The following is a 12843-nucleotide window of genomic DNA, read 5'->3' as shown; positions in this document are numbered from 1 at the left end:
GCACGCTAGGTTAACGGCCCATGGCCCCACCGCCGCGCATCCGCATCCTCGTGTCGGAGACCTTCAACCCCTGGTTCAACCTCGCGACCGAGGATTGGATCTTCCGGGAGATGGACTCGAGCACCCAGACGCTGTTCCTCTGGCGCAACGCCGAGACGGTCGTCATCGGGCGCAACCAGAACCCCTGGTCCGAGTGCAACCTGAAGCGCATGGAGGAGGACAACATCTTCCTCGCGCGGCGCACCAGCGGCGGCGGCGCGGTGTTCCATGACCTGGGCAACACCAACTTCACGTTCCTGTCGCCCAAGCAGGGCTACGACAAGTCCGCCAACGTGACCATCCTGCTGGACGCGCTGCGCCGGCTGGGCGTGTCCGCCGAGGCCTCCGGGCGCAATGACCTGGTGATTCCCACGGCGGATGGCCCGCGGAAGATCAGCGGCAGCGCGTACCGCGAGTCGCGGGACCGGGCCTTCCACCACGGCACGTTCCTCATCTCCACGGACCTCACGCGCCTGTCCAACTACCTCACCCCGCACCCCAAGAAGCTGGAGTCCAAGGGACAGGCCAGCGTGCGCGCGCGGGTGATGAACATCAATCAGCACCAGGTGGACGTCACCCACGAGCGGCTGTGCGACGCGGTCATGGGCGCCTTCTGTGACGCGCACGGCGCGACCGCGAAGCCGGAGGTCCTCAACCACGACTTCCTCCAGCAGCAGCCCTCGCTCCAGGGCACGTTCGATCAGTTCTCCTCGTGGGACTGGCGCTTCGGCAACGCCCCGCGCTTCAACCACCAGATGATCGAGTACCTGTCCTGGGGCTTCTTCGAGGTGCACGTCGACTCGGAGCAGGGCCACATCACCCGGGCGCAGGTGTTCTCCGACGCGCTGTTCCCGGACCTCGTCCAGGATCTCCAGGCCACCCTGGTGGGCAAGCCCTACCGTCGCTCGGGCGTGAAGGCCGCCGTCGACGAGGTGCGGGAGCGCCACCCGGGACAGGCGCGTGAGCTGGAAGAGCTGGCCGTGTGGATGATGGATCAGGTCGAGGTGTAGTCCGCGCTCGGCCGGCTGCTGCCTCTTTCCGAGGTCGCCAGGAATCCCCGGGTGGGAAGCGCGATGGCGCGCGCCGGGTGCTCGTGTTTGGTCGGAAATGACTCTACGCTGGGCATTGCCCCTACGCGGAGGTGGCGTGACACCCCCAACTGCTTCCACCCAATCCTCGCCGTCTGGCTGGCACGACATCCTCGTGCGCCACCTCGAACCACTCCTCGGAGGCTTCACCGCGAAGATGGCCATTCACACGGCCGCGGTTCGCGCGCTCAAGCGTCCCCCCGAGCAGGTCGCGGTCCAGGACCTCCCGCAATTGCTCGAGGGGCTCAAGCCCATGCTCAACACCTTCATCGGCGCCCTGCACACCAAGGTCATCCTCACCGAGTTCACCGCGGCCATGGAGAAGCAGCGATGAGCGCCTCCACGAATGGCCGGTCCGGCGCGCCCATCGGTTTGTGGGTGGGCATCGCGGTGGTGCTGCAGTTGGGCCACCTGATTGCCGTGTCGAGCACGCTGGGTTCGCCTCGGCAGCTCTTGCTCGTGCACGACGCGGCGGGCTGGAGCGCGGGCCTCCTGGCCGTGTTCGGCACCGTGGCGGCGGTGCTGGCCTTCGGGCGGGGCGATTATCTGCGCAAGGTCTGGGCGGGGTTCGCCTCGGGAGCGCTTCTGTCGCTCGTCAGCACCGCGCTGCGCAGCTACTGGCTGCACGCGGTGCCGGACGTGCCCTTCACCGAGTCGCCGCTGTTGCCGCTGCGCGTGGTCGTCGTGGTGCTGGCGAACATCTCCACCACCTACGCGCTCATCCTGCTGGCGATGACCTACCGCCAGTCCGGACTTCAGCCGCCGTCGAGCGCGCGGACCTATCTACTCTGGGGCCTCATGGCGGTGGCGGCGCTCGCGGTGGGCGGCCCGCCGCTCGTCACCGAGGCGCGGCACCTGGGCGCGTCCTCCACGCTGACGTACTCGGCCATCATCATCATCGCGTCGACGCTGGCGGACATGGCGACCATCCTGCTCGTCGTCCCCATCCTGCGTGTCGCGTACATGCTGCGCGGTGGACGGCTGGCGTGGGTGTGGTGGGCCATGGGCATCTCCGGCGCGGTGTGGCTCGCCTACGACGCGCGTGAGTGGCTGCCCGTGGTCCTCCCGGGCGAGCCGACGCACGCCATGGAGCTGCTGCGCACGCTGCGCACGTCCGGGCTCGCGCTGCTCGGGCTCGCCGGGTGGCTCCAGCGCTCGGCGCTCGCGCCTCAGCATGAGGCCCCGGCGGACGCAGCCCTGCAGGCGTCCTCCGGCACGCCGTGAGGTGAGCGCGCGGCGGGGCTACTCCTCCTCGTCCTCTGGAAGGAGGACGAGGAGTCGCTGCTCGGCCGTGCTGCCCGCCGCGCCCTCGGGATCCGCGGCGCGAAACTCCGCCATCCTCGCTCGGGCCTCGCTGAAGCGACGGAGTCCGACGAGCGCGATGATCTCGAGGGAGCGGGTGATGCGGGTCAGTTGCCGATCCTCGTGCGGGGCGGTGTTCCACGTCAGGTAGTAGCGCCGGCAGGGCTCCACGGCGAACTCATACGTCCCGTCGGATGTCGCCAGCATGCAGCGGTCATAGTCCCGGCCTCGCAGCTCCAGGGTGTTGGACCATCCCAGGCGCTGGAGCTGGACGAGCGCCTCCGCGTGGGACCGCTCTGCCTCTTCCATCCGCTGGAGCGTCGCGCGGATGCCCTGCTCGCGCAGATTTCGCGCGATGGCGAGGCTGCGCAGGGTGGCGGTGACGAGCTGCGTGTGGCTCGTGGCGGGCCAGTCTCGGAGAAAGGCCTCGCCGTCTTTCATTGCCGCGGTGGGATCCGTGAGATGCGACAGCGCGAGGACGTGCGCGAACGCGGCCTCCTCGGCGGGGAGCCTCCCTTGGAAGAAGGGCAGGTCGAGCTTTCGAATCTGCTCCGTGTCGCGGACGGCGGCTCGCCAGGAGCCGCGCAGCAGCTGAAAGTGGATGAGGTCGATCGCGGCCTCCGAGCGCTGGAGGGACGTGAGGTTCGTGTCGCTCACTCGGGTCCGAAGTTCCGCGGCCTGCAACTGCAGGCGCGGGCGATTGCCTTGCTCGAACTCCGCGATGCGCCCCGCCACGCGCGCCATCTCCTCACGGGCGTAGGGCAGTTCGGGGGCTTCGCTCTGGGCCTCGCGCAGCAGTCGCAGCCGCTCCTCGTCGGATGTGCTGCCGAGCGCGCGGCCGTAGCGCTCGAAGGCGCGGGCGATACGAGGGCCGGTGGGGCGCTTGCCGCGCGGTGGCGCGGAGGTGCCCATCAGTCGTGCGACGACCTGGTCCTGGAGGGAGAAGATGCGCTCCATCGGCCCGGTCACCTTGGCCGTCTCCAGGACCTCGCCCGTCTCCACGACGATGAAGCGCGCGTTGATGCGCACCTGGGGGCCCGCGCGCTGCACGCTCCCGAGCAGCACCGTGCGCGCGCCCACGAGCTTGCCCACGCGCGCGGCGGTGGAGGGCGCGGGCTCGTCGCGGGTCTGGAGGGCCAGCTCGGTCAGCGCGTGGTCCAACTGCTCGCGCTCCACCACGTCCACGCGCCCGCTCGCCCGTAGGTCGGACACGAGCGTCTCCGTCATGCCGCGGCCGAGCCAGTCCAGGTCCGTGTCGCCGTTGAGGTTCCGGAACGGCATCACCGCCACGGGGCTCAAGGGCGGCGGCGCGGGCTCGGCGGCGACGGTGAGCGACAGCATCAGCAGCGCGCATGCGACAGGCTTCATGGCCGCAACCGAGGGATGAGGGCCGGCAGCAGCGTGCGCACGCGCTCCGCGAGCACGTCTTGAAGGGCGAAGGGCGCCTGCGCTGGCGCCTCCACGCGCACCGAGTCCAGCACCTCGCCGGACTCCACATGGACGAAGCGCGCGGCGGCCCGGAGCACGTCCCCCGAGCGCTGGACGCTCCCGATGATCACCACCTCCGCGCCCGCGATGCGCCCCAGTCGCGCGCGCGTCTCGGGATCCACGCGGGGCCCGTTGGAGAAGTCCTGCTCGCGCAGGTCGAGGTCGAGCTGACCGCGCTCGATGATGCGCAGGCCGGGCTGCTGACCCACGTCCGTCACCACGGCCTCGGCCAGGGCCTCTTCCAAGGGCGGCAGCCTCGCGTCCTCGCCCAGGCTTCGGAAGCGCAGCACGCAGACGCGCACGGGGCCGGTGGGGACGGGGGCGGGCTCGCGGGGGGCGCCAGGGGCCGGCTCCGGGAGCGGAAGCGCGTGCGCGGGGCTGGCCTGCGGCGCCGGTTCGGGCGGAGTGGGGCGCAGGAGAAACGCGGCCACGCTTGGGAGCGCGAGGCCCGCGGCCACGAGCAGCGCGGTGCTTCCCGAGCCTCGGGACGGGCGAGGATTCGCGGGGTCGATGGCCTCGACCTGGAGGGTGCCGTCGTGGACGCCCCGCCCGGGCTCGCGCTCGGACGTGGCGGCGACGCCCTCGGCATGGAGGGGGCCGCCGCGGACGCGGGGCGGACTCGTGGAACTGGAATCGGGCACGAGGCCCCCAGGGCTCCTCTTCACGGCGCCGCGGCAGCATAGCCCAAGCCCCGGGCATGTTTGTCGCGTGCGTCGCGGTAGGCTCCCAGTCCGAGGAATGCCATGAGCCACGCGGAGGACAGGGAGGAAGAGACACCGCTGGAGCTCCTGGCGCGCGTGCCGCCGACGGTGCGTGTCTGGGCGCTGGGCATGGCGGCGGGGGTGCTGGGGGCCGTTCCGCACGCGCTCGGGGCCTATGCGCGGGAGCCTCGGGACTTCGCTTTCAAGCTGGCCCTGGAGCTGGTGCCCTACAGCGCGTGGGCCTTGCTCGGCCCGTGGCTCCTGGCCCTCTTCCGGAGCCTGCCGCTGGCGGGGCCTCGATGGGCGCGGCACGGGCTGGTCCTGCTGGGCGCGGGCGTGGGCTTCGCGCTGGCGCATGTGCTGCTGCTGGCGCCGGTGCTGTCGGTCCTCCAGTCCTGGGAGGCGCGGCGGGTGTCATTCCTCGACGGGCTGACGTCCCTGCTGCTGGAGCGGGGCGCGGCGGGGTTCTTCGAGTACCTGTTGCTCCTGGCGGCCTGGACCGCGCTGGCGGCGGCGCGGCGCGTGCGCGAGCAGGAGGTGGAGGAGCTCCGATGGGCGGCGCGGCTGGCGGAGGCGCGACTCCAGGCGCTCCGCTCGCAGTTGGAGCCGCACTTCCTCTTCAACACGCTCAACGCGGTGACGGGGCTGGTGCGCCAGGAGCGCAACCCCGAGGCGGTGGAGGCCCTGGCGGAGTTGGGACACCTCTTGCGCGCGAGCCTGGAGGGGCGGGGTGACCACGAGGTCCCCCTGGCCGAGGAGCTGGAGATGGTGCGGCGCTACCTGGGCATCGAGCAGCTGCGCTTCGGCCGGAAGCTCGACGTGCTGTTGGAGCCCGACCCCGAGACGCTTGGGGCGCGAGTGCCCTCGCTCATCCTCCAGCCGCTGGTGGAGAACGCCGTGAAGCACGGCACGTCGCGGCGCGCGTCCCGAGGGCGGATTCTCGTGAGAGCCTCTCGGTGGGGCGAGCGGCTGCGGCTGGAGGTTCGTGATGACGGACCGGGCCTGCGGGCCGGGGGCTCGGGCGGGACGGGCATTGGCGTGGCCAACACGCGCGACCGCATCCGCGAGCTGTATGGCGAGGGGTATGGCCTGACATTGGAGGACCTGGCCGAAGGGGGCGTGCGAGCACGCCTGGAGCTGCCCTATCTGGAGGCGCCCGCGCGCGCGCAGGATGGGAAGGAGCGGAGCCGTGGCTGAGCAGGCGTCGAGTGAGCCGGGGATGCGCGTGTTGGTGGTGGATGACGAGCCCCTCGCGCGGGACAACGTGAAGCACCTGCTCGCGCGCGCGCCGGATGTCGTGTCCATCCTGGAGTGCGAGGGCGGACGCGAGGCGGTGGACCTCATCTTGAGCGCCCGCCCGGACGTGGTGTTCCTGGATGTGCAGATGCCGGAGCTGGATGGCCTGGGCGTGCTGCGCGAAGTGGGGCCGGCGCGCATGCCGCCCGTGGTCTTCGTGACGGCGTTCGACGCGTACGCCGTGCGCGCCTTCGAGGCGAGCGCGCTCGACTACCTCCTCAAGCCCTTCACGGATCGCCGCTTTCACGAGTCACTGGAGCGCGTGCGTCGGCAGGTGGCCAGCGGCAAGGACCGTCAACTGTTGGAGCAGTTGTCCTCCTTGCTCGATGCGCGGCGCCTTCCTCCCCCGGGCCCGCCGCCCCTGCCGGCCGCGCCGAGCGAGGGCCTGGTGGAGCGCATCGCGGTGAAGACGGGGGGCAAGGTGTTGCTGTTGCCGGTCGCCGAGCTGGACTGGTGCGAGGCGGAGGGCAATTACGTGGTGCTGCACGCTGGCGGCCGCAGCCCCATGTTGCGAGAGACGCTGGCGCAGGTGGAGGCGTGGTTGGATCCGCGGCGCTTCGTGCGTGTGCACCGCTCGACGATCGTCAACGTGGAGCGCATCCGCGAGCTGGAGCCGGATGTGGACAAGGGCTGGGTGGTGGTGCTGCGCGACGGCACGCGCCTGCGCCTGAGCCCGGGGCGCAAGGCGGCCGTGGAGGCGCTGCTGCGTCAGTCCTTCTGACGCGCACCGGGCCGCGCGCGACACCTGCCGGCGGGCCTGCACGTTCTTGCGAGACACCGCGCCCGACATGACGTTTGACTGAGCCCGTCCCCAAGGTTCGGGCTCGGATGGAGGCGCGGTGACGTGTCGGACTCCCAAGGCGTGAAGGGCGCGGTGTTCGGGCTCTCGGCCGCGGCGCTCTTCGGGTTGAGCGCGCCGGTCGCGAAGCTGCTGTTGCCCGGCAGCACACCGCTCATGCTGGCGGCCCTGCTGTACCTGGGGGGCGGGCTGGGCCTGTCGGGGCTCGGTTGGGTGCTGCGCGCCCGGGCCTCCGCGCCGCGCGCCGTGGGGCGTGAGGCGCGGCTCGGCAGGCAGGACGTTCCCCTGGTGCTGGCCATCATCCTGTGCGGCGGCGTGGTGGGGCCTGTCCTGATGCTGGTGGGGCTCCAGCGCATGTCGGGCGTGGCGGGGGCGCTCTTGTTGAACCTGGAGGGGCCCTTCACCATCGTCCTGGCGCTGCTCGTCTTCGGTGAGCACCTGGGGCGCGCGGGCTTGATGTCCGCGGGGGCCATCTTGCTGGGGGCATCGGTGCTCGGGGTACAGCAGGGCGAGCTGCAGGGCGACGTGTTGGGCGTGCTGGCGCTCGCGGGGGCCTGTCTCTCGTGGGCGGTGGACAACAACCTGACCCAGCGGGTGTCGCTGAAGGACCCCATGGCCATCGCGCGGCTCAAGGCGCTGGGGGCCGGGACGTGCTCCCTGGTCCTCGCGCTGCTCACCGGACAGCGCGTGCCCGCGTTGCCGCTGGTGGGGGCGGCGCTGTTGTTGGGGTTCGTCAGCTATGGCGTGTCCATCGTGCTGGACGCGCAGGCCTTGCGCTTGCTGGGGGCCGCGCGCGAGGCGGCCTACTTCGCGACCGCGCCATTCGTCGGGGCGCTGGCCGCGGTGCCGCTGTTGGGCGAGCACCTGCGTCCCACGGATGCGCTGGCGGGCGGGCTCATGGCCGTGGGCGTGGTGTTGCTGCTCCGCGAGCGCCACAGTCACCTGCATGCCCATGAGGCGCTCGAACACGAGCACCTCCACGTCCACGATGCGCACCACCATCACGCGCATGCTCCCGGCGTGGCGATGTCCGAGCCACACAGCCACGCGCATCGGCATGAGCCGCTGGCGCATGCCCACTCGCACGTCTCGGACCTGCACCATCGGCACGAGCACTGAGGCGAGCGCGCCGTGGGGGGCGTGGCTACGTCCGCTCGTCCCAGGGGAGGGTGCGCTGGAAGTAGCGGATGCAGAAGTCCGTGAAGGCGCGCACCTTGGGTGGGACGAGGCGGCGGTGGGGATAGACGAGGAAGATGGCGCGACCCGCGATCGGCGTGTCGGTGAGCACGGGCACCAGCGTGCCCGCGCGCAGATCCTCCGCGACGAGGTAGCGCGGCAGGTTCGCGATGCCGCGCCCCTTGAGCGCCGCGCATCGGAGGACCACGTTGTTGTTGGACTGGAAGGCGCCCGTCACGCGCACCGCGCGGGGTCCGCCCTTCTCCTGGAATTGCCAGTCCAGGGGGCCCCGGCTCCGCTTGAAGAGCAGGCAGTCATGCGCGACGAGCGCGTCGATGTCGCTGGGGGTGCCTCGGCGCCGGAGATAGTCAGGGCTGGCGCACAACAAGCGCTGCTCGGGCGCGAGGCGACGCACCACCATCGTGCTGTCCTTCAGGTCGTCCGCGATGCGGATGGCGACGTCGAAGCCCTCCTCGACGAGGTCCACCACCCGGTCGCTCGCGTCCACGTCCACATGCACGTCCGGGAAGTCCGCCTGGAACGCCGCCGCCGCGGCTCCGATGTGCAGCTCACCGAGCACCGCGGGCGCGGCGATGCGCAAGAGTCCGCGTGGGCGCTCGTCCAGGGCTGACACGGAGAGGGCCGCGTCCTCCAGCTCCGCGAGGACGCGGCGGCAGTGTTGGTAGAACAGGCTCCCGGCTTCGGTGAGGCTCACGTGGTGCGTGGTGCGGCGCAGCAGCCGGGCGCCGAGCCTGGCCTCCAGGTGCGCCACCTGCTTGCTCACCGCGGAGGGCGTCAGGCCCAGCCTGCGCGCGGCGGCGGAGAACCCGCCGTCCTCCACGGCGCGCACGAACGCGTGCAGGGGCATGACCTCATCGAAGAGCAGGGCGCTGGGTTTTGTCCGGGCGGGCACAGGCGTGATTCCTCGCGCCCACGTTCCCAATCTCGCCCGTGGGGCGCAAGAGAGAGCCTGCCGGGCACCTCGCGCCCGGCCCTTTCTCAGAGGAACCCATGCCCACGTCCCCGAGTGAATCTCCCCCGTCGTCCGAGCGCTGGCTCGGGCTCACCGATGCCGAGGCGGGCCATGCCCTGCTGCGCGTCACGCTGGGCCTCAACATCTTCCTGCACGGCGTGGTGCGCCTGGTGAGCGGCCCCGGGGCCTTCTCCGCCACGCTGGTGAAGGCCTTCGCCGGTTCGCTCATGCCCGAACTGCTGGTGCGCCCCTTCGCGCTCGCGCTGCCGTTCGCCGAGACCGCGGTGGGGCTCCTCGTCACGCTCGGTCTGCGCACGCGCCCGGCGCTCGCGGCCGGCGGACTGCTGATGATGGCCCTCGTCGTCGGCACCGCGCTGCGCAGCGAGTGGGAGACGCTGGGCGTGCAGATGCTCTACGTGGCCCTGTACGCGGCGCTCCTCGGGACGGCGCGCTTCGGACGGTGCTCGGTGGATGGCCTGCTGGCGTCGCGGCCCCCGCGTGCGCGGAGCCGTCGAGGACACGCAGGGGTGGACGGGCCGGGCGAAGCGCATAGCATGCGCGCCTGATGTCGCCCCCCCTCGTCCATATCTACTGCGATGGTGCCTGCTCTCCGAACCCCGGGTTGGGCGGATGGGGCGCGGTCCTCATCGCGCCCGAGCGCGCCGGCTATCGCAAGGAACTCAGCGGCGCGGAGCCGGACTCCACCAACAACCGGATGGAGCTGACGGGGGCGCTCGTCGCCCTCCAGTCGCTGAAGATGGCGTGCCGCGTTCAGGTCTTCACCGACTCGCAATACCTGCGCAACGCCTTCGAGTCGAAGTGGTTGGACAAGTGGCAGCGCAACGGATGGCGCACGTCCGACAAGAAGCCCGTGTCCAACGCGGACCTCTGGCGCGAGCTGCTGGAAGCCACGCGCGCGCACGAGGTGTCGTGGCACTGGGTGCGCGGCCACTCCGACGACGTGGAGAACAACCGCGCGGACGCGCTGGCGGTCGCGGCGCGGCTCGAGCTGGCGGCGCGGCTCGGACGGTAGGCAGGCGGTAGCCGGGGTCGCGCGCGGGGGGTTGTTTCCACCCTCGCCGCTTCCTACCCATTCGCGCAGGCCGGTCGCGGAGGGGAAGGTCGCATGCGTGCTTGGGGCGTTGGGGTGGTGGGGTGTCTGTGGATGTTGGGCTGTGGTGGCACGCTGCCAGAGGCAGGTGTGTCGCCCGATGAACAGACGGAGCCTCGGGCCGCGGAGGACACGTCTGAACGGGTGGCGGATGCGTGGTGCCTTCCGGGCCCGGCGGACACGGCGCGGGTGAAACGGATTCTTCCGCCCTCGCCCTTCCCGGGGCGCCTCTCCGAGGCACCGGAGAGCCTGACTGACTTCAATGGCACGCTCTTCTTCGCCATCAACTTCGAGGACGGTCGCCGCGCCCTCTGGAAGAGCGATGGCTCCGAGGCGGGCACGGCCGAGGTGAAGTCCTTTCCCCTCGTGACACTGGATACGCGAGTGAGGCAGCTCACGGCCGCCACGGAGCAGCTCTTCTTCACGCTGACGGACTCCCTGCGCGGTTCCGAGCTGTGGGTCACCCGTGGCTCGACGGTGACCACGAAGCGCCTCTTCACCTTCGGCCCTGGCATTCAGCATTCATTCGTGACGCACTTGACGACGCTGGGCAACCGGCTCGTGTTCCTGCGCGAGTCCCATCCGCCCGACCCCACGCTTCCGCACGCTGAAATCTGGACGTCGAATGGGAACGACACGGGGACGGTCCAGCTCCGTGACCTGGGCGCAGGCACCTTCCCGACGGGAGAGCAGCTCGCGCTGCCCTCGTCGGTGCTCTTCTTCATCCAGGCGCCGAGCGGCCTCGCGCTGTGGACGAGCAACGGAACGGCCGGGGCCACCACCCGCATGAAGCAGCTCTCGACGAGCCCCAACACCGTGTTCCCCGGCCGCGTGCTCGTGGTGGGCACGGAGGGGTTCTTCACGCTGTCGCGGCTGGACGGGTCCACCGAGGTCTGGGCCACGGATGGCACCAGCGCGGGCACGGTGCGTCTGGACACCTTCGGCCCCGCGCGCCGGGCCTCGCTGCTCGGGGTGATGAACGGCGCGCTCTACCTGACGGTGACGTCGGTGCCCGCGCAGCTGCTCGCGGTGTACCGCATGGACATCGCGACGGGCGCCCAGACCCCCATCGTGACGCTGCCCAATCCGTACATCCGGTTCGGTGAAGCCTACCCGTACCTGGATGCCGCCTCGGTCGGGCGCGGGCGCATCTTCTTCAGCATGGGGATTGGGAGCGCGGGGCCGGCGCCTCGGGATTCGCAGCTCTGGGTGACGGATGGGACGGCGGCTGGCACCAGGCTGCTGCGGCGGCCGCTGAGTCTGTCGGACGAGTACGGCTCCCCGGTGGTGACCGTGCGCGACAACCTCACCTTCTTCGCCGCGCAATCCGGCTCCATCGAGCCCTGGGTGACGGACGGCACGCTGGCCGGGACGAAGCTGCTCAAGGACATCGCGCCCATCACGTCGTCCTATCCGCGCGAGTACACCCGCATCGGGGACCGGGTCTTCTTCTCCGCGCTGGATGACTCGCTCGCCAATCAGCTCTGGTCCACGCGACTGCGTGACACGTGCCGGACGGGCGAGCGCGAAGAAGCAGCGGCGGAGTGAGCGCGACCGGGCCGCGCTAGGTTCCGGAGGCCCCGGGCGGCTGCTCACACGCGGCCGCCCGCGACAGCAGCAGCGCCTGCTCCCGGGCGTTGCGGGTCAGCGAGGCGGCCCGTTCGAACTCCGCCTTCGCCTCCTTCAGCCGCCCGAGCTTCACCAGCAGGTCCCCGCGCACGCTGGGCAGCAGGTGGTAGTTCTTGAGGGTCGGCTCACCGCGGAGCGAGTCCACCAGTTCGAGCCCCACCGCGGGCCCGAAGGCCATGGCGAGCGCGACCGCGCGGTTGAGCTCCACCACGGGGGTGGGCAGCCGCTCGGAGAGGGCCGCGTAGAGCGCCGCGATGCGCGGCCAGTCCGTCTCCCCGGCGGTGCGCGCCCGCGCGTGACAGGCGGCGATGGAGGCCTGGAGCGTGTACGGCCCGCGCACCTGGCTCAGGGACTCGGCGCGCTGGAGCGCGGCGAGCCCGCGGCGGATGAGCAGGTGGTCCCACTTCGCCCGGTTCTGGTCCAACAGCAGGATGGGCTCGCCCGAGGGGCCCACGCGCGCGCGCGAGCGCGAGGCTTGAATCTCCAGCAGCGCGACGAGCCCGTGCACCTCCGGCTCCTTCGGCGCGAGTTCCGCGAGGATGCGCCCCAGGCGCAGGGCGTCCTCGCACAGCGCGGGCCGCATCCAGTCGTCGCCCGCCGTCGCGGAGTAGCCCTCGTTGAAGATGAGGTAGATGACCTCCAGCACGGAGGCCAGCCGCGCCGCCATCTCCGCCCCGCGCGGAACCTCGAACGGCACCTGGGCGTCGGCCAGGGTCCGCTTGGCGCGGACGATGCGCTGGGCGACGGTGGGCTCGGGCACGAGGAACGCGCGGGCAATCTCCTCGGTCGTCAGGCCGCCCAGCAGGCGAAGGGTGAGCGCGACGCGGGCCTCGGTGGACAGCACCGGGTGACAGGAGATGAAGACGAGCCGCAGCAGGTCATCGCCCATGTTCTCGTCGATGGCGGCGTCCAGGTCCGGCGCGTTCAGCTCGCTGCGCAAGTCCAGCTCGTGGCCCAGCTCCTCGTGCTTGCGCTCCAGCAATTTGCCGCGGCGCAGCGAGTCCAGCGCGCGGTGCTTGGCCGTGGCCATGAGCCAGGCGCCGGGGTTGCTGGGGATGCCGGCGGAGGGCCAGCGCTCCAGCGCGGCGACGAGCGCGTCCTGGGCGTACTCCTCGGCGAGACCTACGTCGCGCACGAGCCGCGTGAGTCCGGCGATGAGGCGGGCGGACTCAATCCGCCAGACCGCGTGGATGGCGCGCTGGGTGTCGGTGGCCGTCACGCCCGTCGCCTTACGCAGTTCC

The 12843-nt window shown here is 71.3% G+C and carries 13 protein-coding genes; 9 read left to right on the top strand and 4 right to left on the bottom strand.

All coding sequences use genetic code 11. The features are described 5' to 3' along the window. The first annotated feature begins 20 nt into the window (after nt 1-20). The 3 genes from KRR26_RS06320 (at nt 21) to KRR26_RS06310 (ending at nt 2351) form a co-directional block, all read left to right on the top strand. Nucleotides 21-1049 carry a lipoate--protein ligase gene (locus KRR26_RS06320; protein ID WP_120201806.1) on the top strand — a complete coding sequence of 343 codons (1029 nt, stop codon included), beginning with the start codon at nt 21-23 and terminating at the stop codon, nt 1047-1049. A 193-nt stretch (nt 1050-1242) separates the two neighbouring features. Continuing rightward, nucleotides 1243-1461, top strand: coding sequence for a hypothetical protein (locus tag KRR26_RS06315; protein WP_120201804.1), 219 nt, complete (start codon nt 1243-1245; stop codon nt 1459-1461). Then, nucleotides 1458-2351 (top strand): hypothetical protein, encoded by an 894-nt coding sequence (locus tag KRR26_RS06310; RefSeq protein WP_120201802.1) that lies wholly within the window; start codon nt 1458-1460, stop codon nt 2349-2351. Before KRR26_RS06315 ends, KRR26_RS06310 begins: the two co-directional genes overlap by 4 nt. A gap of 18 nt (nt 2352-2369) precedes the next feature. On the opposite strand, the gene KRR26_RS06305 is transcribed toward KRR26_RS06310, so the two are convergent. After that, complete coding sequence (locus KRR26_RS06305; protein ID WP_217079350.1) at nt 2370-3797, bottom strand: FlgO family outer membrane protein; 1428 nt, start codon at nt 3795-3797, stop codon at nt 2370-2372. Next, nucleotides 3794-4558: a CsgG/HfaB family protein gene (locus KRR26_RS37590; protein ID WP_217079349.1), complete on the bottom strand. Its 765-nt coding sequence runs from the start codon at nt 4556-4558 to the stop codon at nt 3794-3796. The genes KRR26_RS06305 and KRR26_RS37590 overlap by 4 nt, the downstream gene beginning before the upstream one ends. 102 nt (nt 4559-4660) lie before the next feature. Here KRR26_RS37590 and KRR26_RS06295 point away from each other — a divergent pair, with 102 nt between their 5' ends. From KRR26_RS06295 to KRR26_RS06285, 3 genes are all read left to right on the top strand, one after another. After that, nucleotides 4661-5815, top strand: a complete 1155-nt coding sequence (locus tag KRR26_RS06295; RefSeq protein WP_217079348.1) for a sensor histidine kinase — start codon at nt 4661-4663, stop codon at nt 5813-5815. Further along, nucleotides 5808-6635 (top strand): LytR/AlgR family response regulator transcription factor, encoded by an 828-nt coding sequence (locus tag KRR26_RS06290; RefSeq protein WP_233576566.1) that lies wholly within the window; start codon nt 5808-5810, stop codon nt 6633-6635. The genes KRR26_RS06295 and KRR26_RS06290 overlap by 8 nt, the downstream gene beginning before the upstream one ends. Before the next feature lie 123 nt (nt 6636-6758). Next, the gene (locus KRR26_RS06285; RefSeq protein ID WP_328707063.1) at nt 6759-7832 is read left to right on the top strand and encodes a DMT family transporter; all 1074 of its coding nucleotides are present in this window, start codon (nt 6759-6761) and stop codon (nt 7830-7832) included. Between the two features lie 25 nt (nt 7833-7857). On the opposite strand, the gene KRR26_RS06280 is transcribed toward KRR26_RS06285, so the two are convergent. Next, complete coding sequence (locus KRR26_RS06280) at nt 7858-8802, bottom strand: LysR family transcriptional regulator (RefSeq protein WP_217079347.1); 945 nt, start codon at nt 8800-8802, stop codon at nt 7858-7860. A 98-nt stretch (nt 8803-8900) separates the two neighbouring features. Between KRR26_RS06280 and KRR26_RS06275 the strand changes: the two genes are divergently transcribed. From KRR26_RS06275 to KRR26_RS06265, 3 genes are all read left to right on the top strand, one after another. After that, nucleotides 8901-9428 carry a DoxX family membrane protein gene (locus KRR26_RS06275; RefSeq protein WP_120201788.1) on the top strand — a complete coding sequence of 176 codons (528 nt, stop codon included), beginning with the start codon at nt 8901-8903 and terminating at the stop codon, nt 9426-9428. Continuing rightward, on the top strand, nt 9428-9895 hold the full coding sequence (gene rnhA, locus KRR26_RS06270) for a ribonuclease HI (protein WP_120201786.1): 468 nt from the start codon (nt 9428-9430) through the stop codon (nt 9893-9895). Before KRR26_RS06275 ends, rnhA begins: the two co-directional genes overlap by 1 nt. A gap of 93 nt (nt 9896-9988) precedes the next feature. Then, the gene (locus KRR26_RS06265; RefSeq protein WP_217079346.1) at nt 9989-11521 is read left to right on the top strand and encodes a hypothetical protein; all 1533 of its coding nucleotides are present in this window, start codon (nt 9989-9991) and stop codon (nt 11519-11521) included. A 16-nt stretch (nt 11522-11537) separates the two neighbouring features. On the opposite strand, the gene KRR26_RS06260 is transcribed toward KRR26_RS06265, so the two are convergent. Continuing rightward, on the bottom strand, nt 11538-12821 hold the full coding sequence (locus KRR26_RS06260; protein WP_217079345.1) for an RNA polymerase sigma factor: 1284 nt from the start codon (nt 12819-12821) through the stop codon (nt 11538-11540). Nucleotides 12822-12843: the final 22 nt, after the last annotated feature.

Origin of the sequence: Citreicoccus inhibens (genome assembly GCF_019039035.1) — a bacterium.
Classification (GTDB): domain Bacteria; phylum Myxococcota; class Myxococcia; order Myxococcales; family Myxococcaceae; genus Citreicoccus; species Citreicoccus inhibens.
The sequence above is the reverse complement of the archived record's forward strand: the minus strand, read 5'-3'. Positions and strand labels throughout refer to the sequence as shown.